General features: G+C 66.4%; 24 protein-coding genes and 1 pseudogene. 14 read left to right on the top strand and 11 right to left on the bottom strand.

Annotation, left to right across the window (positions count from 1 at the left end; all coding sequences use genetic code 11):
* Positions 1 to 52: 52 nt before the first annotated feature.
* The 7 genes from OG716_RS23290 to OG716_RS23260 all read right to left on the bottom strand — a co-directional run bounded on the left by OG716_RS23290 (position 53) and on the right by OG716_RS23260 (position 6,768).
* Positions 53 to 646: a GTP-binding protein gene (locus OG716_RS23290; protein WP_405132882.1), complete on the bottom strand. Its 594-nt coding sequence runs from the start codon at positions 644 to 646 to the stop codon at positions 53 to 55.
* Entirely contained in the window at positions 630 to 1,058 is a 429-nt protein-coding gene (locus tag OG716_RS23285; RefSeq protein WP_405132881.1) for a DUF742 domain-containing protein, read from the bottom strand. The genes OG716_RS23290 and OG716_RS23285 overlap by 17 nt, the downstream gene beginning before the upstream one ends.
* On the bottom strand, positions 1,055 to 1,483 hold the full coding sequence (locus OG716_RS23280; RefSeq protein WP_405132880.1) for a roadblock/LC7 domain-containing protein: 429 nt from the start codon (positions 1,481 to 1,483) through the stop codon (positions 1,055 to 1,057). The genes OG716_RS23285 and OG716_RS23280 overlap by 4 nt, the downstream gene beginning before the upstream one ends.
* An 11-nt stretch (positions 1,484 to 1,494) precedes the next feature.
* Positions 1,495 to 4,023, bottom strand: coding sequence for a nitrate- and nitrite sensing domain-containing protein (locus OG716_RS23275; protein WP_405132879.1), 2,529 nt, complete (start codon positions 4,021 to 4,023; stop codon positions 1,495 to 1,497).
* A gap of 228 nt (positions 4,024 to 4,251) precedes the next feature.
* A complete protein-coding gene (locus OG716_RS23270; protein ID WP_405132878.1) occupies positions 4,252 to 5,235 on the bottom strand; it encodes an ATP-binding cassette domain-containing protein in 984 nt (327 codons plus the stop codon).
* On the bottom strand, positions 5,232 to 6,047 hold the full coding sequence (locus tag OG716_RS23265; protein WP_405132876.1) for an ABC transporter permease: 816 nt from the start codon (positions 6,045 to 6,047) through the stop codon (positions 5,232 to 5,234). The genes OG716_RS23270 and OG716_RS23265 overlap by 4 nt, the downstream gene beginning before the upstream one ends.
* On the bottom strand, positions 6,040 to 6,768 hold the full coding sequence (locus tag OG716_RS23260) for an ABC transporter permease (protein ID WP_405132875.1): 729 nt from the start codon (positions 6,766 to 6,768) through the stop codon (positions 6,040 to 6,042). Before OG716_RS23260 ends, OG716_RS23265 begins: the two co-directional genes overlap by 8 nt.
* Before the next feature lie 164 nt (positions 6,769 to 6,932).
* Here OG716_RS23260 and OG716_RS23255 point away from each other — a divergent pair, with 164 nt between their 5' ends.
* From OG716_RS23255 to OG716_RS23245, 3 genes are all read left to right on the top strand, one after another.
* Positions 6,933 to 7,703: a hypothetical protein gene (locus OG716_RS23255; protein WP_405132874.1), complete on the top strand. Its 771-nt coding sequence runs from the start codon at positions 6,933 to 6,935 to the stop codon at positions 7,701 to 7,703.
* Between the two features lie 179 nt (positions 7,704 to 7,882).
* The gene (gene ectB / locus OG716_RS23250; RefSeq protein ID WP_405132873.1) at positions 7,883 to 9,145 is read left to right on the top strand and encodes a diaminobutyrate--2-oxoglutarate transaminase; all 1,263 of its coding nucleotides are present in this window, start codon (positions 7,883 to 7,885) and stop codon (positions 9,143 to 9,145) included.
* Positions 9,146 to 9,434: 289 nt separating this feature from the next.
* Entirely contained in the window at positions 9,435 to 9,728 is a 294-nt protein-coding gene (locus tag OG716_RS23245) for a hypothetical protein (protein WP_405132872.1), read from the top strand.
* 550 nt (positions 9,729 to 10,278) lie between these two features.
* Here the strand turns inward: OG716_RS23245 and OG716_RS23240 are convergent.
* On the bottom strand, positions 10,279 to 10,455 hold the full coding sequence (locus OG716_RS23240) for a tetratricopeptide repeat protein (protein WP_405139857.1): 177 nt from the start codon (positions 10,453 to 10,455) through the stop codon (positions 10,279 to 10,281).
* Positions 10,403 to 10,774, bottom strand: a pseudogene (locus OG716_RS23235) (protein kinase domain-containing protein); the annotation flags it as partial. The gene OG716_RS23240 and the pseudogene OG716_RS23235, both read right to left, overlap by 53 nt.
* A 239-nt stretch (positions 10,775 to 11,013) precedes the next feature.
* Here OG716_RS23235 and OG716_RS23230 point away from each other — a divergent pair.
* From OG716_RS23230 to OG716_RS23210, 5 genes are all read left to right on the top strand, one after another.
* On the top strand, positions 11,014 to 11,838 hold the full coding sequence (locus OG716_RS23230) for an ABC transporter permease (RefSeq protein ID WP_405132871.1): 825 nt from the start codon (positions 11,014 to 11,016) through the stop codon (positions 11,836 to 11,838).
* A complete protein-coding gene (locus OG716_RS23225; protein ID WP_405132870.1) occupies positions 11,811 to 12,545 on the top strand; it encodes an ABC transporter ATP-binding protein in 735 nt (244 codons plus the stop codon). Before OG716_RS23230 ends, OG716_RS23225 begins: the two co-directional genes overlap by 28 nt.
* Position 12,546: 1 nt before the next feature.
* Positions 12,547 to 13,548, top strand: coding sequence for an ABC transporter substrate-binding protein (locus OG716_RS23220; protein WP_405132869.1), 1,002 nt, complete (start codon positions 12,547 to 12,549; stop codon positions 13,546 to 13,548).
* Between the two features lie 10 nt (positions 13,549 to 13,558).
* Positions 13,559 to 14,704: an LLM class flavin-dependent oxidoreductase gene (locus OG716_RS23215; protein WP_405132868.1), complete on the top strand. Its 1,146-nt coding sequence runs from the start codon at positions 13,559 to 13,561 to the stop codon at positions 14,702 to 14,704.
* Positions 14,705 to 14,822: 118 nt separating this feature from the next.
* Complete coding sequence (locus OG716_RS23210) at positions 14,823 to 16,508, top strand: bifunctional metallophosphatase/5'-nucleotidase (RefSeq protein ID WP_405132867.1); 1,686 nt, start codon at positions 14,823 to 14,825, stop codon at positions 16,506 to 16,508.
* 58 nt (positions 16,509 to 16,566) lie between these two features.
* On the opposite strand, the gene OG716_RS23205 is transcribed toward OG716_RS23210, so the two are convergent.
* Positions 16,567 to 16,800: a hypothetical protein gene (locus OG716_RS23205; RefSeq protein WP_405132866.1), complete on the bottom strand. Its 234-nt coding sequence runs from the start codon at positions 16,798 to 16,800 to the stop codon at positions 16,567 to 16,569.
* A gap of 142 nt (positions 16,801 to 16,942) precedes the next feature.
* Here OG716_RS23205 and OG716_RS23200 point away from each other — a divergent pair, with 142 nt between their 5' ends.
* The 4 genes from OG716_RS23200 to OG716_RS23185 all read left to right on the top strand — a co-directional run bounded on the left by OG716_RS23200 (position 16,943) and on the right by OG716_RS23185 (position 19,413).
* Positions 16,943 to 17,212, top strand: a complete 270-nt coding sequence (locus tag OG716_RS23200; protein WP_405132865.1) for a hypothetical protein — start codon at positions 16,943 to 16,945, stop codon at positions 17,210 to 17,212.
* Between the two features lie 126 nt (positions 17,213 to 17,338).
* Positions 17,339 to 17,881, top strand: coding sequence for an HD domain-containing protein (locus tag OG716_RS23195; protein WP_405139855.1), 543 nt, complete (start codon positions 17,339 to 17,341; stop codon positions 17,879 to 17,881).
* Positions 17,882 to 18,144: 263 nt separating this feature from the next.
* Positions 18,145 to 19,053 (top strand): LysR family transcriptional regulator, encoded by a 909-nt coding sequence (locus OG716_RS23190; protein WP_405132864.1) that lies wholly within the window; start codon positions 18,145 to 18,147, stop codon positions 19,051 to 19,053.
* Between the two features lie 93 nt (positions 19,054 to 19,146).
* Positions 19,147 to 19,413: a hypothetical protein gene (locus tag OG716_RS23185; protein ID WP_405132863.1), complete on the top strand. Its 267-nt coding sequence runs from the start codon at positions 19,147 to 19,149 to the stop codon at positions 19,411 to 19,413.
* Between the two features lie 21 nt (positions 19,414 to 19,434).
* On the opposite strand, the gene OG716_RS23180 is transcribed toward OG716_RS23185, so the two are convergent.
* Positions 19,435 to 20,025, bottom strand: a complete 591-nt coding sequence (locus OG716_RS23180) for a hypothetical protein (protein WP_405132862.1) — start codon at positions 20,023 to 20,025, stop codon at positions 19,435 to 19,437.
* A gap of 418 nt (positions 20,026 to 20,443) precedes the next feature.
* Between OG716_RS23180 and OG716_RS23175 the strand changes: the two genes are divergently transcribed.
* Positions 20,444 to 20,842, top strand: a complete 399-nt coding sequence (locus OG716_RS23175; RefSeq protein WP_405132861.1) for a hypothetical protein — start codon at positions 20,444 to 20,446, stop codon at positions 20,840 to 20,842.
* Positions 20,843 to 20,888: 46 nt separating this feature from the next.
* Positions 20,889 to 21,662 (top strand): ANTAR domain-containing protein, encoded by a 774-nt coding sequence (locus tag OG716_RS23170; RefSeq protein WP_405132860.1) that lies wholly within the window; start codon positions 20,889 to 20,891, stop codon positions 21,660 to 21,662.
* Positions 21,663 to 21,702 lie beyond the last annotated feature (40 nt).

The following is a 21,702-nucleotide window of genomic DNA, read 5'->3' as shown; positions in this document are numbered from 1 at the left end:
GATTTCGCGTGAGAAGACCCCGGGTGCTTCGGCACCCGGGGTTGCTTGTGTGTCAGCGGCTCAGAGCGGGTGCGCGCCGGGCCCGCAGGATCTGTTCCAGCAGGGCTACCAGTAGATTCTTGACCGAGTCCCGGTCGCGCGCATCACAATCGAGCATTATGACGGCCGGATCGATATCCAGGGCTTCGCGCACCTCTTCGAGGTCGAAGTTGGGCGCGGCGTCGAAACGGTTCACCCCCACCACGAACGGGGTGCGGCGCTGTTCGAAGTACTCGAGCACGGGGTAGCAGTCCTCGACCCGATCGGTGTCGACCAGGATGATGCCGCCCAGTGCGCCGTCCAGCAGGTCGTCCCAGAGGAATTCGAAGCGCTCTTGGCCGGGTGTGCCGAACAGATAGAGCACCAGGTTCGCGTCCAGGGTGATGCGGCCGAAGTCCAGCGCCACCGTGGTGGTGGTCTTACCGGTATTGCGCCCCGGGGTGTCCACACCCCGGGAGACCTCGGTCATGGCCGCTTCGGTTGCCAGCGGCTCGATTTCGGAGATGGCGCCGATGAGGGTGGTCTTGCCGACGCCGAAACCGCCGCTGATCACGATCTTCACCGAGGACGCGAGCGGCGCGGCCGGAACTTCAGAGTGCCCGAACAAGGTCCCGGATCCTTTCGATCGCGGAGATGGACAATTCATCGGACTGGTTCACCGCGACATGGCCGGCGGCGATCAGATCGCTGACCAGTACCCGGGCGACGCCGATCGGAATGCGCAGGGCCGCACCGATTTCGGCAATGGAGTGCGGGCGCTGACACAGCCGCACCACCCGCTCCAGTTCGAAGTGCAGTGGTGCGGACAGCGCGGCGGGGGAGGCGCGGACGAGGGTCTCGATCCGGAGTCCGTCGACCAGTGGAGTGGTGCGCCCGGCAGTCATCATGAAGGGGCGCACCACCTGTGAGTCGGCTTCGTCCTCGGCCGTGACCGTCGTGTGGGGCATGGCTCCGGACCAGCCCTCCGGCTGGTTGACGGCGATCATTCGCGGATCCGGTAGCCGGTGCGAATCATTCATCGGCCCAACGATTCCCGCAGTTCGGTGATGAGCGCGGGGGTGAGCAGCGCGCCGGCGCGCTCGGCCAGCACGGCCATCTGATAGCCGACCAGGCCCACATCGGCATTGTTATCGGCGATCACGCCGACGCAGCTGCCATTGGTCATGGCCGAGACGAGCAGGAAGCCGCGCCCCATCTCGATCATGATGAGCCGAAGTCCGTCGAAAGCATAACTGCGGGAGGCGCTTCGGCCGAGACTGGTCAGCCCGGACACGATCGCCGCGAGCCGGTCGCCGCCGGCCCGGTCCAGCCCCGCGGACATGGCCATCAGCAACCCGTCGGAGGAGACCGCGACGGCATCGCGCACGCCGTCGGTGGTGCGCACGAAATCGGCGAGCAGCCAATTGAACGCGTGCGGATCGGTGTCGGTGTAGTGAGTCGTCACCTGTGGTTCTCCTAGGGATTAGAGCCGGGCTGGGGTGGGGCGCCGAGTTCACCACGCTGGTGCCCGGCCCGGAAGCCTGACAGTATGCTGCGCACCTGTTCCGGTGAGCGGTCGGCGTGCGGAGCGGTCACCGGGGCGGTCGGGGCGGGCTGGGCGCCACCCGGCGTGGCGCCCGAATTCTCGCGAGTCTTCCTGCTGCGCTTGACGAGACCGTTTCGTGTGCGTTGCACCTCTGGGACGGTTCCCGCAATTTCCGGCTCCGGTTCCGGTGCGGTGGGCGCCACCGGCTCTTGCCGCCCCGCGGAATCCGCGGACTCGCGCAGCGGTATGAGCCGGACGGTATCGCTTTCCACGGGAGCTCCGTTGGGGTATCCCCGTCCCGGACCACCGGCCGAGAGCGCGATGTGCGAGGCGATCCCCGAATCGGTTGCCGGTCCGAATTCCCCTGTGCCGAAAGCGAGTTCATGATCGGGCGCCGGGTTCTGCGGCACTGCGGGGAGTGGCCGATGGCGGCCTGTCGAATATCCGGCCATCCCGCCGGACACCGGAAGCTCCACTGTCGCGGCGTGTTTGGGCTCCGCGGCGGGGAGTTCCGGGAGCACCGGCTGCGGCTGGTCGCCGAGCAGCGCTTCGGGCAGGAACAGCCGGGCCACCACGCCGCTGACCGGGGAGACGGTGAGTTCCACCTCGATGCCCAGCCGCTGCGCGAGCCGGCCCACCACGAAGTGCCCGAGGAACCGGGTGGGTGCGACCAGGAAGTCGGCCTCACCGCGCAGGCGGGCATTGGCGATCGCCAATTGGTCCGGCGGCATGCCGACGCCGTGGTCGACAATGGCGATGAGATAGCGCGGTCCGAGGCGGCGGCCGTAGATCTCGATCTCGAGATCCGGTGGGGAGAAGGCCAATCCGTTCTCGATGAGTTCGGCGAGCATATGCGCGAGCTCGCTCACCGCGGCACCCGCGATGGCGGCATCGTCGACCCGGCGCAGTACCACCCGCCGGTAGTCGTCCACCTCGGACAGGCCGGCGCGGATCACATCGCTGAGCGGAATGGACTGCGCCCACCGCCGCGGGCTCGACTCGCCGACCAGCACCAGCAGGCTTTCGGCATTGCGTCGCATACGGGTGGCCAGGTGATCGAGCTCGAAGAGATTGGACAGCGCGTTGGGGTCCAGCTCTTCCCGCTCGAACTCGCTGATCAGCCCGAGCTGACGCCGCACCAGGTTCTGATTGCGGCGGGCCAGGTTGGCCAGCGATTCGGTGGTGTTGCGCCGCAATCGTGCCTGGGCCGAGGCGAGTTCGAAGGCGGTGGCCTGCACTCGATCCAGTGCCGTTGCCACCGAGGCGATTTCGGTGCCCGCGCGCTCGTCGGCGCGCACCGGCTCCGGCGGGTCCGGGTCGGTGGTCGAACTGTCGCTCCAGGCGGCGATGAGCTGCGGCAGGCGCTGCGTGGCGACCGCATCGGCCTCCTCGGCCAGCTGCGTGAGCGGTCGCACAATGGCGCGCACGGTGGCCACCACCAGCGAGACCATCGCGGCGGTCGCCAGCAGGGCGGCCAGCGCGTAGGCGCCGAGGACCAGCGTCGCCTCGCGCCGCAGTTCCGCTGCGCGAGCATGGATATCGCTGCCGACGGAGCGCTGCACCACGCGCTGGGCATCGATGACGGAGGTCATCTGCCGCCACCAGTCCGATGCGCTGATCGGTTCCTGCAGCAGCCCGCGCTCGGAGCCGATTGCCACCGATTCGGCCCCGGCGGCCTGCACCGCATCATCGGAACGCATGACGGCGTCCAGCTGTGCCTGCTGTCCCGAGGTGGCATCGCGCTGGAAAGCCGATATGGCGGCAAGCTTTCCGGCGCGAATATTCAGGAACTGAACGTACTCACCGGCCCCGAACTCACCTGCGGTGAAGACGCCATTGAGGAATCCGCGCTCCTGAGCGGTGAACTCCTTGACATCACCGAGTGCGTACAGTGTCTGCAGGCCGCGCCACAGGGCGGAGTCCTGTGCGTTGGCGAGTCCGGGGCGCGCCTGGTTCAGTGCGAGAATCGCATTGGTATAGAAGTTGAACGAGGTCGGCCGGTCGATATGCCGGGCATCCACACCGGCCCGATTGGCGCTCACGCCCGAGAATTGCGCGAGGGCGGAATGCACCTGATCGGAGCCGGGTGCGCCCTTGTCCAGCACATTATTCAGTGCCTGGAGTGCCGCGTCCACGGCGGTGCGCTCTGCATTGACCGCATTGCGGGCCGATCCGTCGCCGCCGAGCAGACCATTGGTGAGGCCGCGTTCGCGCTGCACCTCGTGCACCAGATCCTGCACTCCCAGTGCGAGATCCACGGCATTGGTGGTGGCGCCGGTATCGCGGTAGCGCCCGATCTCACCGGCGATGATCACGGTGAGGAGCGCCAGCACCAGTGCCACCGATACGATCAGGATCCGGCGCAGTCGCGCTCGAATCGTGCGCGGCCGGGCGAATTCGAGTGCCGGCGTGAGCCATACGCTACCGCGCGACAGCAGACGTGCGGGACGCAAATTCACACTCACTCCTGAGATTCGGCCACCGTGCCGACCCATACTGAGCACACGGACAATAAAGAGCAACGTGGCACAGACCGGCAGTCGCCGCAATTCGAAACCGAGGTGATGTGGTGCGTGGAACTCCACCAGGTTTGCGCTATTGCAAATGTCCTCACAATCGGTGAGAGGCAGATGTGATCTTGACGTCCAGCGGACGACAATGGGATGAACAACGGTGGTGCATAACGATTATGAGAACGGATGCGCCGCGGCTTCGTAGATGCGGCGGACGACATCCTCGATATCGGGTTCTTCGATGGAGAGGTCGCGGACCTCGGAGCGCGCCGATACCGCTGCCAGTAACTGGGCCGCGGTGGTGAGTTCGGTATCGAAGGCCAGGCGCTGGCGGACGCCGCCGCCTTCGCTGTCCAGGAGTTTCGCGCCCGGCAGATCGGTGAGGTCCGGTGCGGGCTCGGCCAGATCGACGGTCAGCACCCGGTGTGCGCCGACGGTGGCGGCCAGTCCGGTCAAGGATCCGTCGTACACCAGCTTGCCGGTGTCGACCACCAGGACGCGTTCGCAGAGGCGCTCGATATCGCCCATATCGTGGGTGGTGAGCAGCAGGGTGGTGCCGCGGGTGGTGCGCTCCAGTCGCAGGAATTCGCGTAATCGCTGCTTGGACAACACATCCAGGCCGATGGTGGGCTCGTCCAGGATTACCAGCTCGGGCGAGTGCAGCAGTGCCGCGGCAACTTCCGCGCGCATGCGCTGACCCAGCGACAGCTGTCGCACGGGGGTGTCGAGGGTGCTGTCCATCTCCAATTGCTCGACCAGTTCCCGGGTGCGCCTGCGTGCTGCCGCCGGCTCCAGGCGATGGATGGCGGCCAGGATCGAAAACGATTCGCGCAGTGGCAGATCCCACCACAGCTGCGACCGCTGCCCGAAGACCACTCCGATGCGCCCGGCCAGTTCGCGGCGCTGCCGCACCGGATCGAGTCCGCAGGTGCGCAGGCGCCCGGCGGTCGGCACCAGGATGCCGGTGATCATTTTGATGGTGGTGGATTTACCGGCACCGTTCGCGCCGATGTATCCGACCGCCGTACCGGGTTCGATCCGGAAACTCATATCGTCCACGGCGGTCACCACCTCGCGCCGCCGGCGCCAGCGCCCTTCCTTGCGGCGCAGCACGAAAGTGCGTGTCAGCCCGGCGATATCGATGATCGGATCGCTCACCCGCCGCCTCCTTGATAGTGTCTGGTGCCCAGTCGCCACGAATACAGCGCCGCCAGCCACACCCACAGCGCCGCCAGCGGTGATGCCCACGCCAGCCAGGCGGGCAGCAGTGCGGGGCCTCGCAGTCCCAGCAGAGCGATGGCGGGCAGATACGAGGTGAAGGTGACCGGAACGATAAATCCGAAGATCAGCTTCATCGGTGTCGGGAACACCGAGGCGGGCTGCATGGAGGCGTAGGAGCCGCCGTAGGTGAAGGCATTGGTGAGCTCCGATCCGTCGATGAGGAAGAACTGCACCCCGGCCGCCGCGACGAAGAGTCCGGCGAAAATGGCGATGCCCGAGGTCAGCGTGAGTGCGAAGAGCGCCAGATGGGTTGCGGTCCAATCGATGTCATTGCGGGCCAGGCCGAACCCGAGCACGGTGGCGGCCACGCCGATGCGCGCCACCCGGCGCAGTGCGATATCGCTCGTCATGAGTTGCAGGAGCAGCGGTTGCGGCCGCAGATAGAACGCGTCCAGCTTGCCCATCCGGATATACGTGGGCAGCGTATCGGCGTGCCCGACCAGCATGTCGGCAATACTGAAGGAGGTATTGCTCATTCCGAACACCAGCAGCATGGCGTTCAGATTCAGCCCGCCCAGCTGCGGCACATTGCGGAAGATCACCCACATTTCGGCGAACTCCACCAGCCCGATGAGGAAGGCGCTGAACACATCGGTGGCGAAGGAAAGCGGATACGCCCGCTGCGCGCGTAATCGGGACGCCAGTACCGCGCGATAGGGCGCCATGCGGGAGGGCCGGGTCTCAGCCACCCTGCACCTCCAGCTTGCGGCGTCCCGCCCGCAGCAGCAGCCGGCCCAGCGCTGTCAGGACGGCCAGCCAGAAACATTGCACCGCCACCAGTCCCGCCGCCGCAAGCCCGGCGGTACGCCCGGAGATCACATCGACCGGCCACTGCAGCATGGCCGGAAACGGGGTGGCGTACGCGATGGTCTGCAGCCAGCCCGGGAACAGGTGCACCGGTGCGAACAGGCCGGCCAGGAAGGTGCCGCAGATCATGTGCAGCGCCCGCAATCCGCGCGTCTCCACCAGCCAGAATCCGGACAGGCACACCGCGAACATGGACAGGAACGAGAGCGCGATGGCCAGGGCCAGACTGATCACCCCCAGCACATACGGTCCCGCTGAATTCGGCAGCGCCAGGCCGAAGGTGAGCGCGCCGATCGCCACGCTGGGCACACTGCGCGGCAGCAGGGTGCAGGTCGCCCGGCCGAGATATTCGGCGAGATGGGCGAATTGGACATCGATGGGCCGCAGGAAGTCGATGGCCACGTCGCCGGTGCGAATGCGCTCGACGATATCGGGCAGGGTCCAGAAGGCGATGGCGCCCAGCAGCCCCTGCGACAGCCAGGTGTACGCGCCGATGGTCCCGCGGTCGTATCCGCCGAATCCGCTGTTGGCGTGCACGGCGGCCATCAGCACCGAGGAGCGCACGAACCCGAAAACGACATTGGTGATCAGGCCCGCGACCATGGCGAGCCGATAATGTGACTGTCTGCGAAATCCGGCTCTGACAAGCTGCCAGTAGATCCCCGCGTCGGCACGCACAAGAGATTGACCCTACGTGCGAACGGGTGTGCGCGGCAAGGAAATTGCTTCACAGCGGTTTCTCAGCGGCTGATTGGCACAGTGCGCTTGTGACAAAGCCTGCGACAGCAGCGGTTTCGCGCCCGCGCCCGCTCCTTGCCAAAGTCCCCGAGATCACCGCCCTGTTCTGGGTGGTCAAAGTCCTTTCCACCGGCATGGGGGAGACCTTCTCCGATTTCCTGGTGGGCGGTTCGCAGCCCGAGATCGCCGTGCTCGGCGCGGGTGTGCTGCTTGTTGTGAGTCTGATCGTGCAGTTCCGGAGTCCGCGGTACGTGGCGTGGATCTACTGGTTCGCGGTGGTGATGGTGAGCATCTTCGGCACCATGGTCGCGGATATCGTCGATTTCGTCATCGGGATTCCGCTGGCGGTGTCGACGGCCGGATTCGCCGCGGCGCTCGCCGGGGTGTTCGCGCTCTGGTATCGCACCGAGGGGACGCTGTCGGTGCACAGCATCACCACGCGCCGGCGGGAAGCGTTCTACTGGGCGACGGTCATGGTGACGTTCGCGCTGGGGACCGTGGCCGGCGATCTGACCGCCACCACACTGCATCTCGGGTATCTCCCGTCGATTCTGTTATTTTCGATTGCTATTGCCGTGCCCGCCGTGGCGTATCGGTGGGCGGGGCTGAGTGCGATCGCCGCGTTCTGGGCGTCGTATGTCGTCACCCGTCCGCTGGGCGCCTCCGCTACCGACTGGCTGGCCTCGCATCGGGCCGATGGTCTGGGGCTGGGCACCGGCTGGGTGAGCCTGGCGGTGACGATTCCGATGGTCGCGGGCATCACGGTGCTGGCGCGGCGGAGGGAAAAGGTTGCTGCCTGAAGGGTGTGGTCCGGTCGGTTCGCTTCGGGTTATGCTTCCGGCGTTCCGGCCGAGATGCGCATCACGTCGTCTCACCTGACGGGAGTCTTTCGCCAGTTTCGCCGAAAACGTTCCGCTACCGCATCGGTCAATGGTAGAAACATCTTCGTTTCACTTTGCTCCGACGCTAGGACCCACCGATGACCATGGCCGAGACGACCGTTTTCGAGGCGCTCGAATCCAATGTGCGCGGTTACTGTCGGTCCTGGCCGACGGTGTTCGACACCGCGCGCGGCGCCTGGCTCACCGATGAGAACGGTAAGGACTACCTCGATTTCTTCGCCGGTGCGGGCTCGCTGAACTACGGGCACAACAATCCCGTTCTCAAGCAGGCCCTGATCGACTACCTGGTGGGCGACGGCATCACGCACGGGCTGGATATGTCCACCGTCGCCAAACGCCGTCTGCTGGAGACCATTCGCGATGTGCTGCTGATCCCGCGCGGGCTGGACTACAAGGTGCAGTTCCCCGGGCCCACCGGAGCGAACGCCGTCGAGGCCGCACTCAAGCTGGCGCGCAAGGTGACCGGCCGCACCACCATCCTGAACTTCACCAATGCCTTCCACGGTATGACGCTGGGCGCGCTGTCGGTCACCGGCAATGCGGCCAAGCGGGCCGGTGCGGGTGTGCCGCTGGTGCATGCGACTCCGATGCCGTACGACGGTTATCTCGAAGGCATGGACGAGCTTTCGTGGATGCGCCGGGTGCTGGACGACAGCTCCTCGGGCGTGGACAAGCCCGCCGCGGTGATCGTCGAAACGGTGCAGGGTGAGGGCGGTGTGAACGTGGCGCGCGCGGAATGGCTGCGCGCGCTCGCCGAAATGTGCTCCGCGCGTGGCATTCTGCTCATTGTCGACGATGTGCAGATGGGCTGCGGCCGCACCGGCCCGTTCTTCTCCTTCGAGACCGCCGGCATCACCCCCGATATCGTGACACTGTCGAAATCCATTGGCGGCTACGGTCTTCCCATGGCTCTGGTGCTCATGAAGCCGGACCTGGACCAATGGTCTCCGGGCGAGCACAACGGCACCTTCCGCGGCAACAACGCCGCCTTCATCACCGCCGAACTCGCCCTGCGGCACTACTGGTCCGACGACCGCATGGAACTTGCCACCCTGGCCAAGGGTGAGCGCATCCGCCGGCACCTGACCCTGCTCACCGAGGACTTCCACGGCCTGACGACCCGCGGCCGCGGCCTCGTACAGGGCCTCGTCTTCGACGACGCCTCCCAGGCCGCCAAGGTCTGCCGCACCGCCTTCGAACTGGGCCTGCTCGTCGAAACCTCCGGCTCCACAGACGAAGTCGTGAAACTTCTGCCTCCACTGACCGTCACCGATGCCGAAATCTCGCACGGGCTGAGCATTCTCACCCGGTCTGTCGAGATCGTCCGCGGCGGTCACTGACCCCCAGATCTGTGCTCCTTCGGAGCACCCAAGCTGTCGTCACCGCCCACACCGGTGCCGACACAGTGCCGGGCTCCCAGCTGCGGAGGGAGCCCGGCACAACCTATTCCGCGTTCGGATCCGGAAGTTGCTCCCTGACCGAGTCCACCAAGTCCGGGCCAGCTCATCGCAGCAGAATCATGCATCCAACTCGGCAGCACCGGATGCTCTGCGCCACATCGAATCTCGGCCGCCGACTTTCATCTGTAGCGGCGGGCGCGGTGTGTACTTCGCCAATGGTGGGCGTGTGGTGGCGATCTTGGTGACGGGGATGTCCGGTACGGGTAAGTCCACCGTGTTGAATCTGCTGGCAGAAACGGGATTCCGAGTGGTCGACACCGATGTCGGCGGTTGGATCGAAGAAGCACCGGCACCCTATGGCGATGGGGTTGAACGGCAGTGGCGGGAGAACCGCATCGATGCCCTCCTCGCCGAACACGAGCGTTCGGGCGAGGCGCTGTTCATCGGTGGAACAGTATGGACCAGTGCAAGTTCTATCCGCGGTTCGACCACGTTGTATTGCTCAGTGCACCCATCGAGGTGATACTCGAGCGCATTGCCACACGCGACACCGACCTCCTCGGCAAGTCTGCCGAGGAGCGCGAGTTCGGATTGCACTGGAAGACTGGAACATTGGCCGAGTGAGCTGCGGGGCGGCCGTTTATCTGGATCGATGACGAGATCAGTGGTCGGGACCGGGAATGGGTGGCGGCCAACCATGGGAGCCGAGCTCTGCTGTATCGCGTTGAGTCCTGGGAAGGGCTGCAGCACAGTGGCTTCGCCACGCTCATCGAGTGGTTGAAAACTACTGGCCTGAGGGTCGGGTAGGCGTCTCATTCGGCCTGAGCGGTCAAAAACCTAGCTGGCACAGCAAAAATTACCGTTCAGGCGCGATCTTTGACCGGTCAGGCCGGTTGTTTGCGCGCCGGTGGGGCCATGTGCGGATAACTGATTCAGGCGCCATAGAGGCCGACCTCAACGCCCCGAATCGGGTGCGGGGCAACGAGATAACCTGAACCCGTTGATCTTCGAGCGTGCTGCACGGCCGTTTCAGACAGCGCGCTACGCGGCATTTTCGAGTCTGAAGTTATCGCTCACTCCTCCACGTTGCGGTCAGCACGTATGACGGCGAGGTTCTCCTGTGTTGCACGGGTGATCGGATGGTCCGGACCCAGGATCCGCTCGCAATCGCTGTGGGTGGCTTCGAAGAGGGTGATGGCTTCGTCGAGGCGGCCTGCGGATTCGTAGGCGTAGGCGTAGGCGTAGGCCAGGTTGTTGGCTGAGCTGACTGTCGCCGTCGACCAGGCGCATATCGATATAGAGGTGGCCGTCGATCTCGCCGTAATCGTGAATCGGAATGACATGCGCCTCGCGCGACCGGGCCGCCGCATGCGATTCCCGCTGAAAACGCTGCCGGTACACCGGATCCTGGGCCAGGCGTTCGGGAAGCACCTTGATGGCAACAGTCCGGTCCTTGACAGTGTCGTAGGCCTGGTAGACCTCGCCCATCCCGCCGCGCCCGATCAACCTATCCAGCCGATACGGCCCGAACCGGGACCCGACGCCGATCGGGTGATGCGGACTGCTCATAGCGCCGCCGGCTGTTTCATCGCGGCCGCCGGCTGTTTCATGGCGCTCCCTGGCCGTTTCATGGCGGCCCATGGCGGCTGTTCGTCGCGGCTCCATTGTGGCAGTCGCGGCTTGGAGTAGATCAAGAATCACACGGATTTCAAGGGGTGACGACCGGTGCACATCCCGGCAGGCTCGAACGAGGCGGTCGAGGGCTCGGCCGCCGTCGGTCCCCGTCCCCAACGCCCGAGGTGTTTGCCGTGTCTTCAGTTGCCGTGCAGGCCAGGCCTATCCCGGCCCGCCTGCGCTTCGCACGCTTACCGAGTGTGCCCATAGCCTGGGCGCGGCTCATCAGTCCACTGGTGTTGATCGCGCTCTGGCAGCTCGCCAGTGCCACCGGCGTGCTGTCCGAACGCAAGCTGGCCTCTCCGATGACGGTGGTCCATACGACCCGTGATCTCATTTCCGACGGCACGCTGACCACCGCGCTCACGGTGTCGCTGCAGCGGGCGGCGATCGGCTTCGTCATCGGCGCCGTCATCGGCCTGGCGCTGGCGCTGGTCGCCGGGTTGAGCCGAGTGGGCGAGTACCTGGTGGATCCGCTCATGCAGATGCTGCGGACGCTGCCGTTCTACGGTCTGATCCCGCTGTTCATCCTCTGGTTCGGCATCGGGGAGCTGCCGAAGATCGTGCTGGTCGCCTTCGGCGTGGCGATTCCGCTGTACCTCAATACCTTTGCCGGCATCCAGAGCGTCGACGGCAAGCTCGCCGAGCTGGCACAGGTCCAGCAGCTCGGCCGCTTCGGCCTGGTCCGGCACATCGTGCTGCCGGGTGCGCTGCCACAGGCGCTGGTCGGATTGCGCCAGTCCCTGGGTATCGCGTGGCTGGCGCTGATCGTCGCCGAACAGGTGAATGCCGATGCGGGACTGGGCTTCATGATCAACAATGCCCGCGAATTCCTGCGCACCGATGTGATCGTGGTCGGCCTGCTGGTCTACAGCCTGCTGGGCCTGGTCACCGATTCGGCGGTCCGGTTGATCGAGCGGAGGGCACTGTCATGGCGACGCAGCTTCCTGGGAACGTAGTCAGTGCGGCCCGAGTTCGCGGGCTGGTCAAGGAGTTCGGCGATCGCCGGGTGCTGCACGGTCTCGATCTCGATATCCAGCGCGGCGAATTCGTGGCGCTGCTCGGGCGCAGCGGATCCGGAAAGTCCACGCTGCTACGGGCATTGGCGGGTCTGGACCGGGAAACCGAGGGTGATCTGTCGGTGCCCGGTGAAGTGGCCGTCGCCTTCCAGGAGCCGCGCCTGGTGCCCTGGAAACGGGTGGCCGCCAATATCACTCTCGGTCTGCGACACCAGGATCCGAAGGCCGCCGGAAAGGCCGCGCTCGCCGAGGTCGGTCTCACCGGCCGCGCCGACGCCTGGCCGCTGACCCTCTCCGGCGGTGAGGCACAGCGGGCTTCGCTGGCCCGCGCCCTGGTGCGCGACCCGGATCTGCTGCTGCTGGACGAACCCTTCAGTGCACTGGATGCCCTGACCCGCATCACTATTCACAATCTCGTGCTGGAGCTGTGGGCTCGGCATCGGCCGGGCGTCCTGCTGGTCACCCACGATGTCGACGAGGCGCTGCTGCTCGCGGACCGGGCCCTGGTGCTGGCCGACGGGCGTATCGCCCGCGAACTGCGCATCGATCTGCCGCGCCCGCGCCGCCGCGACCACCCCGACTTCCTCGCACTGCGCACAAGCTTGCTCGCCGAACTCGGCGTGACTCCGGAAGGAACTGATCACTGACATGAACACCGTCACCAGACGCCTGTTCGCCGCCGTCGCGGTCGCCGCCGCCCTCGTCACCGCGGCGTGCGGGTCGAGCGACAGCAACAACAAGGGTGTGAATGCGGACGGCTCGGTTGATCTGTCACAGGTCACGCTGCGTGTCGCCGATCAGAAGGGCATCGGCCTGCAGGCCCTGCTCGAGGTCTCGGGCCAGACGAAGGACCTGCCGTACAAGCTCAACTGGTCCACCTTCAGCGCCGGGCCGCCGATTCTGGAGGCCATCAATGCCGGGTCCGTGGATATCGGCGGCGTCGGCAATGCCCCGCCGGTGTTCGCGGCGGCCGCGAAATCGCAGATCGAGATCGTCGCCTCGTACTCGTCCGGAGTGAAGGGGCAGGCCATCCTGGTGCCCAAGGACTCCACGCTGAAGGATCCGAAAGATCTGCGCGGCAAGAAGATCGCGGTCACCCAGGGCAGTTCGGCGCACTACCAGCTGCTCTCGGTGCTCTCCAAGAACGGTCTGAGCTTCTCCGATATCCAGCCGCAGTATCTGCAGCCCGCCGATGCGCTGGCCGCGCTGTCCACCGGTGCGGTGGATGCCTGGGCGGTCTGGGATCCGTATGTGGCTCAGGCACAGGCCGCCGGCAGTCGGGTGCTGGTGGACGGTGAAGGCTACGTGCGCGGCGACAGCTTCTTCGTCGCCGGAACCAAGGCGCTGGACAACAAGGCCAGTTCGGCGGCGCTGCGGGATCTGCTGGTGCGCATCCAGAAGGCGCACGCGTGGATCAAGGCCAATCCCGAGCAGTGGGCCGAGCAGTCCTCCACCCTCACCGGCCTCACCTACGACGTCAGTCTGGTGGCAGTGCAGCGCGGGGTCTACGAGCACCATCCGCTCGACGCCCCGACGATTGCCGAGGAGCAGTCCGTGGCCGATGCCTTCAGCGCCGCGAAACTCATTCCGGGCAAGGTGAATATCAACGACTACGTGGACACCCGCTTCAACGACCGCTTCAACTCGTGAGGATTCTTCGATGAGCCTGACCTTCCACTGGTTCCTGCCCACCTCCGGTGACTCTCGCGGCCTGGTGGTCGGCGGGCACGGAACGCCCATGTCGGGTGATCGCCCGGCCTCGCTGCACTACCTCAATCAGGTTGCGGCAGCGGCTGAGACGAACGGTTTCGAGGGTGTGCTCACCCCGACCGGCTCGTGGTGCGAGGACGCCTGGCTGACCACCGCCATGCTGGCCGGCACCACCGATAGGCTGAAGTTCCTGGTCGCCCTGCGCCCGGGGCTCATGAGCCCCACCCTCGCGGCGCAGATGGCGGGCACCTTCCAGCGGCATTCGGACGGCCGGCTGCTCATCAATGTGGTGACCGGTGGTGAACCGGCCGATCAGCGGGCCTACGGCGATTTCGCCGACAAGCAGACGCGCTACGCCCGCACCGGGGAGTTCCTGCACGTGGTCAAATCGCTGTGGGAATCGCAGGAGCCGTTCTCGTTCACGGGCGAGCACTATCGGGTCGAGAACGCACTGCTGAGCAATCGGCCGAATCCGGTGCCGCCGGTGTTCTTCGGCGGCTCCTCCGCCCCCGCCGGTCCGGTCGCGGCCCGCTATGCCGACACCTACCTCACCTGGGGTGAGCCGGTGCTCGCCGCGAGCCGGAAGCTGGAGTGGATTCGCGGACTGGCGGTGGATCACGGCCGAAAGCTGGACTACGGCCTGCGGATTCACGTGATCTCCCGCGACACCTCCGAGGAAGCCTGGGGCGTCGCCGACAAGCTCCTGGCCGGCATCGATCCCGCCGATATCGCACGGGTGCAGGCCAGCCTCGCGAGCAGCGAATCCGAGGGTCAGCGCCGCATGGTGGAGCTGCACGGCGGCAGCCTGGATCGGCTGGAGATCGCGCCGAATCTGTGGGCGGGCGTCGGCCTGGTCCGCGGCGGCGCGGGCACCGCGCTGGTCGGCTCGCACGAAGAGGTCGCCGAGCGGCTGGTGGAGTACTCGAAGGTCGGCATCAACCACTTCGTGCTCTCCGGCTATCCGCATCTGGAGGAGGCGTACTGGTTCGGCGAGGGCGTGCTGCCGATCCTGGAGCGAAAGGGTCTGTGGCAGCACCCGAATCGCCGCCCGTACATCCCCGCCGTCACCCCGTTCGCCGGAGCTTCCAGCAGCTAGCGTCGCGCACCGGCCGCCGGCCCGCGCCGCAATTGCTTGCGCGGCGCGTCCGCGGGGTGCTGAGGAATTCACCGGGTCGTCGCGCGGAAGCCAACAGGGTCTGTCAGAGTCGAGCTCCATGAGCGGTCGACGGATCCTGGGGATGTGCGCGGCACTGCTGAGCGTGGCGCTGGTGGCCGGCTGCGGCTCCGGCGACAATGCCGTGCCGGGCGGTAAGCCCGGTGCGGTACCGCTGATTTCGACGAATGACCTGCCCACGGCCCAGCCGGGTGAGGTGCATCTGTTCGCCATCAACGATCTGCACGGGAATCTGCAGCCGCCGAGCGGAAGCAATGGCACGATCGGCGATTACCAGGCCGGCGGCGCCGCGTATCTCGCGGCGCACCTGGCCAAGCTGAAGGCCGCGTATCCGGCCGACGCGATTCTGTCGGCCGGTGACAACGTCGGCGCCAGTCCGCTCATCTCGGCGCTGTTCCACGATGAGCCGACCATCGACTTCATGAACACCGTCGGCGTGGCCGCCTCGTCGGTGGGCAATCACGAATTCGACCACGGCGTACAGGAATTGCGGCGGTTGCAGCAGGGCGGGTGCGCGGCCGACGGCTGCTCGCCGGGAGATCCGTTCTCCGGAGCCAAGTTTCCGTATCTGGCCGCCAATGTCACCGACGGCAACGGTCAGCTGCCGCCGGGGCTGAAGGCGTGGACCATGCTCGATATCGGCGGGCACAGGATCGGTGTAGTGGGTACGGTCACGCCCGATACCGCGCATATCGTGATGCCCGAGGGGATTCGGGGCTACACCTTCGGTGACGAGCCCGATGCCATCAACAGGTACGTGCCGGAAATCAAGGCCGCAGGTGCGGAGACCGTGATCGCGCTGCTGCACGACGGCGGCGCACAGCACAGCGAGGACGGTACGCAGATCGACTACAACGGTTGCGCCGGAATCGATCCCGGTGTCACGGATCTGGCGAAGCGCACCGATGGGGCGGTCAAGGTCATGCTCACCGCGCACAGTCATCAGGCCTACAACTGCACCATCAACGGCAAGGTGGTCACCCAGGCCGCGTCCTTCGGCCGCCTCATCACCGATGTCACGCTGCGCTTCCATGACGGGACGGTCGATGCGAAAGCGGTGAACCGGGTTGTCACCCGCGATATCGCACCCGATCCGGCAACCACCAAGCTGGTCGATTTCTTTGCCGCACAGGTGAAATCGCGTGCCGATCGAGTCATCGGCAGTGCCACCGCACCGCTGCCGAGCGCCCCGGACCCGGCCGGGGATTCCCCGCTCGGTGATGTCATCGCCGACTCCATGCTGGCGGCGATGGCGCCGCAGCAGGTGGTGGCCGCCTTCATGAATCCCGGTGGGGTGCGGGCGGGTTTGACCGGCGGCGCCATCACCTACGCGCAGGCGTACACCGTGCAGCCGTTCGGGAATCAGGTCGTCGCCGTCGCGCTCACCGGCCAGCAGATCCTGAGTCTGCTGGAACAGCAGTGGGACAATGTCAGCAAGCCCGGCGTGCTGTCGGTGGCGGGCATTACCTACGCCTACTCCGATACCGCGCCCAAGGGGCGCAAGGTGATCGCCGACAGCGTCCATATCGGCGGCCAGCCGCTGAATCCTGTTGCCCTGTACCGAGTATCGACCAATAACTTCCTCGCCTCCGGCGGCGACGGCTTCTCGGTCTTCACCCAGAGCCGCGATACCCAGGTCGGCCCCATCGATCTGGACGCGATGGAGTCGTATCTGAAGAGCCGGGGCACCGTCGAACCGCCACCGGCGCGCATCGAGAAGCGCTGATCCGCGCTAGCGGCGGAACTCCTCCACCGGTGTGAATTCGGCATCCCGGTCACCGACTTCATTGCGATACAACTGTTCTCGGCGGTGGTGCCGCACCCAGCGCCAGGCCCGGCACCACACTGCCGCCCATGAGGGTGAGCGTCGCATCGCCGATGCTGATCGGCACACCGCGCCAGGCGCGGCGGGCCCGCTGTATCCGCGGATCGCCGCGCCGCTCCCGGGATCGGAATTCGGTCGGAATCGTGTCTGCCACAGCGACTTCCATGATCGCCGGAACCTTAGCGCTGGTCATCTCCGAAGGGTAGGGTGAGTAGATGCTCACTTCCTGCTCGCTTTTTCGGCGGCGGGCTGCTCATGGCTGAAACACCCGCTGTCCGGCGCAAGAAGCCGAGCCAGGAGCGCGCACGGGAGACCCGGGAGCGGATTCTCGATTGGTGCGCGCGCTCGCCGCCGAGGCCACCGTCGCGGGCATCGGCTTCGGCGGACTGGAGCGCCGTCTACTGTTCCTCACCCGTGCCTACCTGCTGCAGCAACTCGGTCCGCGCCCCGACGACGAACTCGATACCCGCGCCTTCGTCATGGTGAACGTGGGCCTGGCCGCGAGCCTGCGCATCGCCCTGCAACCACCGCAGGGCCTCGACCCCGACCGTCTCATCGACGAAACCGCGAATATGTTCGCCGACTGGCTCAGCGCGGAAGCCTGAGCGGGCCGTCCGCAAGAATGACGGGCGCACCGCACGAATCGGGTCGAAAGTGGGCCGCAGATGGCCTGACCCGCGGCTGTCATGCGCTGTTCACGATCGTCCCCGACAGTGGATCGGGTGACGACTATGACGACCGTCGAGGACCTCATGACCCTGCTGGCCGACTGCGAGGACGTCTGGGACATGCCCGACCGCAGCGGCGACCCGGTCGATATTCTCGACCACGACCGCCAATGCGCCGAACTGCTGCGTCAGCAGTTTCCGGACGATGAGGAACTCCAGGTCGCCGGGCTGGTCCACGATATCGGCCATGTGCTGTTCCCCGGTGACGATGCCGGGCACGGCCGCCACGGCGCCGACGCGGTGCGCGGCCTCCTCGGCTCCCGGGTTGCCCGACTCGTCGAACTGCACGTCACCGCCAAGCGCTATCTGGCGGCCACCGATGCGGTGCACACCGCCACCCTGTCGGAATCGAGTCAGCGCACCCTCATCGCGCAGGGCGGCCCGATGACCCCCGAGGAGATCGCCGCCTTCGAATCCGACCCCGACTTCACCGCCGCCCTGGTCCTGCGCCGCGCCGACGATGCAGGCAAAGTCATCGGCCTGACGGTGCACTCGCTCGATTCGTGGCAGCCGGTAATCGCCCGGGTCGCAGGAAGGGTGGGATAGCTCCCGATCCCTGGGCTATCCCCGCTGGGATCGATCTTCCCTGCTGCATTGTGGGCGTGGAACCCGGGCAGATGTTTTCATGATTGCGGGGCGACACCCTGCTTGACGGTGTGAATCGACAACACTTCCTGCTGCACTGTGGGCGGCGAACTCGGGCGGAGCATGCGTGATGCGGATGCGCCACCGTTCGACGGGTGCGGCCCGGACGTGTCGCTCGTGGCGTGGCGGTGGGCGGTCGTGGTGCCGGCACATAGAGTTGATCTATGTCGCTATCACCCCGGGTGCCTGATCTTGCCGCGCTGGATCTGCTGCTCTCGGTGATCGAGCTGGGGAGTTTGGGGCGGGCGGCGAAGGCGCACGGGATCAGTCAGCCGTCGGCGAGTTCGCGGATCAGGTATCTGGAGCAATTGGTGGGTATGCCGGTGCTGGAGCGGACCACGCTGGGGTCGCGGCCGACGGCGGCGGGGGCGCTCATCGCGGAGTGGGCGCGGGATGTGGTCGATGCGGCCGCCCGGTTGGATGCGGGCATCGATACCCTGCGGACGCAACGGGATTCGCGGCTGCGTGTGGCGGCCAGTCAGACCATTGCCGAATACCTGTTCCCGAAATGGCTGATGGCCCTGCGCACTCGAATGCCGGACACCTCCATTGCCCTGGAATCCGGGAATTCGGCAGAGGTGGCGCGGGCGGTGCTGGACGGTCGCGCCGGAATCGGCTTTGTGGAGAGCCCGCAGGTGCCTGCTGAGCTGGAGAGTCATCTGGTGGCGCGCGATCGCCTGGTGGTCGTGGTGGCCGCCGGACATCGCTGGGCGCGCGGCGGTGCGGTCACCGCGGAGGAGCTGGCGGGTACGGCGCTCATCTACCGTGAACCCGGATCCGGCACCCGAATCTCGTTCGAGCGAGCCATGACTCGCGTTATTCCGGGGTGGGAACCCGCCGTGGCACTGGAGCTGTCCTCCACCCAGGCCATCAAGACCGCTGTCGCCGAGGGTATGGCCCCGGCGGTGCTCAGCTCGCTGGCGGTGGCGCGGGAACTGGCCGAGGGCGTGCTGGTGTCGCCCGAAGTGACCGGTTTGGACCTGCATCGGGACCTGCGCGCGGTGTGGCCCAGGGGGCAGCGCCCCACCGGTCCCGCCCGTGATCTCTACGCGATCGCGAGCCGTACGGTCTGACTTCTTTTACCTCCGCTCCAGAGCTTGCGCACAGCGAAGGCTCAAGTGCGCCAACGGCTCCCGCCCGGGTCACGGAGGGGTTATGGTCACGATATGGTGCGAACAGCCGTCGCCGCCGCCGACCCGGACGAGCCCGACTCTCCGATGTCGGCTCAGCGTCCTCATTTGGAGGTTGTTCCGGGGGAGGCCGAGGCAGAGCCGCCGGAACCACTGCCGCTCGGTGCGAATCCGCTGGCGGCGGTGGACCTCGAGCGGCTGTCCGCGGCGGCCCGGCATCGAATCGCGGCTTTCATCCATCTCCAGATCGCCGCCCTGGAGGAAATGTCCGACCCACTGCCGGGCGGCGACGTCAATCCCTAACCGCCCCAGCGTGGTTGCGATTCAGGCGCAGAAGTAGCAGGTGCCCCCCACGGGTAGCTGAATGAAGCACTGCGAGCAGACCGGCGCGCGCACCGGCTCCGGCGGGGCTTCGGGGGCCACCGTGGTCATGGTCATGCGGCGCTTGGCGGCAACCTTCGGCGTGAGCGGCGGCACACCACCGTCGGCCGGAATCGCGGCGCCGTAGAACTGGTAGCACTGCCAACGGGCATAGGCAGCATGCAGTTCGAGATCCGCCGGAATCGGCAGCCCGGCCAGCTCGAGGACGTACTTGTAGGCGTCCCCGACGGTGTGGTTCTGCCGTACGCACAGCGACGGCAGCGGCGGCTCGCCCGCACGGTGGCAGCGCCGGGCCACCTTGCGCAGGATGGCATCCATCCAGGTGCGGGTGGGCGCCTCGGTGTGTACGCCGGACACCTCCTGCACGCGCTCGGCCAACTCGTTCACAGTGACGAAATGTCCATACCCGGTTGCGGTTTCGGCCAGTTCGGTATGCGCGGCCAAAGCCCATGCCACCGTCGCCTCACGGAACGGCACCGCGGTCCCGTCACCTGCGCGCCATGCTCCAACCGTCACAGCTACGGAATCGTTCATCACCTGTCCAAGTTATCGCGTTGCGTGCCGCACAAGCCAATAGCCTCCCTCGACGACCGGACGGGGTGCGGCGGTGACCCGAGCGGACCCGAGTGGGGAAGCCGAAACCGCATACCGACCGGTGTGTGGTGAGTTTAACTGTGCGACAACGAGTTTTACATCGGTGTTCAGACTACAGCGATAGAATAAACGAGGTTCGGCCTCGTACCTACTCGCAATTATTCAACGATCCGGGTGGGCTGAATTACTTCCGCTCCAGACCCCGGCGGTTCGATCGTCACTCGAACCTGCGCAAGGGGGCGTGATGTACAGCACCGAAAACGGCGGTGTCCCTACGAGATCGGGCGAGTATACGACCAGAGTGCTGGCGTGCGACCCGTCACAGCCGCCTGTGGCGAGCGGTCTCACCGTAGGCGCCATGCGCGCTGATCAGGCCGATGATGATGCCATGGGCGGTGATGCCTTCCGGCAATGGACGGTGGTGGCCGTGGTCGTCGATGCCGACCGCGTCGGTCTGCTGCCCATCGGGATGGTGATGGCCGCCGATCTCGAATTGGCCGCGGACCAGGTCTGTGAACGGCTGCCCGCCCCGGACGGGGGCGCCGGCGCGCGCTATCTGGTCGCGTCCCCGTGCACGCTCGAGGTGGATCTGCGCATGTGCCGGGTTGTCACCGTGCCGCAATTGACCTGGGTCAATCGCATGCACTGGTGCGACGACGCCTGGGCGTTGGACGAATGGGTGCCCGCCGAGGGTGGCCTGCGCATGCTGGACCCACAGCGCTGGCGCGCCTCGCAGCGCCGTAGCGCGGAATCGTGACCCGCTATCGCATCCTCCGCGGCAGTGCCCGGACAAGGCCGGCGGCGTGAGGATCGCGCATACCGCGGTCGCCCAATTCCTGTCCACGCTGCGGGAGCTCGACGCCGGCCCCGATGCCGCGCTGATGCACGGTGATCGTTTGAGCGCGGCCTGTGTACGCATCCTTCCGGTGGATGAGGCGACGCTGGCCCTGTCCATGCCGGGAAACCGCTGGGAGGTGCTCGGCGCGGCAGGCGATACGGCCGCGCGATTGGCCGACGCGGAGGCCGCGACCGGTGAGGGACCCGGCCCCGACGCGCACACCGGCGGTGCTCCGGTCCGCGTGCCGGACTTCGGGAGTGCCGTGGCGGCGGGTCGCTGGCCGCTGCTGGCGCACTGGGATCGACTGCCGGAGTCCATCGGTTCGATCTGTTCGATTCCGCTCCGCCTCGGTGCAATTCGCGTCGGATTCCTCGACCTGGTCGGCGCAGGCAGGGTGATTCGCGAAGTCGAGGCGTATACCGATGCCCTCCAGGTCGCCGACATGATCGCCACTCTGCTACTGGCGGCCGTCACGCCGCCGGTCAATAGCGGCTGGGACAGCACCGGGACCGCATTGGGCGCCTGGTGGGAACAGCCGATCTCGGCGCGGGAGATCCATCAGGCCACCGGAATGGTTGCTGTACAACTGGATTCGACGCTCGCCGTGGCGTACGCGCGCTTGGTCGGACATGCTTTCGCCACCGGCCGAACGCTGAGTGAAACCGCCGGTGCGGTAGTCGCCCGCCGGCTTCGTATCCCGGCCGATTACGACTCGGGTTCCGGGGCAACCGAGCATTGAGGCGCGCAGGTAGCGCGTTGGGGAGTGCGACGAGAGAAGA

This window comes from Nocardia sp. NBC_01388 (genome assembly GCF_045040085.1).
Lineage (GTDB): Bacteria > Actinomycetota > Actinomycetes > Mycobacteriales > Mycobacteriaceae > Nocardia.
This window is presented reverse-complemented; position numbering and strand designations above follow the sequence as displayed.

What these genes read in the sequence shown, in the direction of transcription:
- OG716_RS23285 (WP_405132881.1), bottom strand. Translation starts at nt 1,058, where the DNA reads ATGAATGATTCGCACCGGCTACCGGATCCGCGAATGATCGCCGTCAAC.
- OG716_RS23260 (WP_405132875.1), bottom strand. Translation starts at nt 6,768, where the DNA reads ATGGTCGCGGGCCTGATCACCAATGTCGTTTTCGGGTTCGTGCGCTCC.
- ectB (WP_405132873.1), top strand. Translation starts at nt 7,883, where the DNA reads ATGACCATGGCCGAGACGACCGTTTTCGAGGCGCTCGAATCCAATGTG.
- OG716_RS23225 (WP_405132870.1), top strand. Translation starts at nt 11,811, where the DNA reads ATGGCGACGCAGCTTCCTGGGAACGTAGTCAGTGCGGCCCGAGTTCGC.
- OG716_RS23220 (WP_405132869.1), top strand. Translation starts at nt 12,547, where the DNA reads ATGAACACCGTCACCAGACGCCTGTTCGCCGCCGTCGCGGTCGCCGCC.
- OG716_RS23215 (WP_405132868.1), top strand. Translation starts at nt 13,559, where the DNA reads ATGAGCCTGACCTTCCACTGGTTCCTGCCCACCTCCGGTGACTCTCGC.
- OG716_RS23210 (WP_405132867.1), top strand. Translation starts at nt 14,823, where the DNA reads ATGAGCGGTCGACGGATCCTGGGGATGTGCGCGGCACTGCTGAGCGTG.
- OG716_RS23205 (WP_405132866.1), bottom strand. Translation starts at nt 16,800, where the DNA reads ATGACCAGCGCTAAGGTTCCGGCGATCATGGAAGTCGCTGTGGCAGAC.
- OG716_RS23195 (WP_405139855.1), top strand. Translation starts at nt 17,339, where the DNA reads ATGACGACCGTCGAGGACCTCATGACCCTGCTGGCCGACTGCGAGGAC.
- OG716_RS23190 (WP_405132864.1), top strand. Translation starts at nt 18,145, where the DNA reads ATGTCGCTATCACCCCGGGTGCCTGATCTTGCCGCGCTGGATCTGCTG.
- OG716_RS23185 (WP_405132863.1), top strand. Translation starts at nt 19,147, where the DNA reads ATGGTGCGAACAGCCGTCGCCGCCGCCGACCCGGACGAGCCCGACTCT.
- OG716_RS23180 (WP_405132862.1), bottom strand. Translation starts at nt 20,025, where the DNA reads ATGAACGATTCCGTAGCTGTGACGGTTGGAGCATGGCGCGCAGGTGAC.
- OG716_RS23175 (WP_405132861.1), top strand. Translation starts at nt 20,444, where the DNA reads ATGCGCGCTGATCAGGCCGATGATGATGCCATGGGCGGTGATGCCTTC.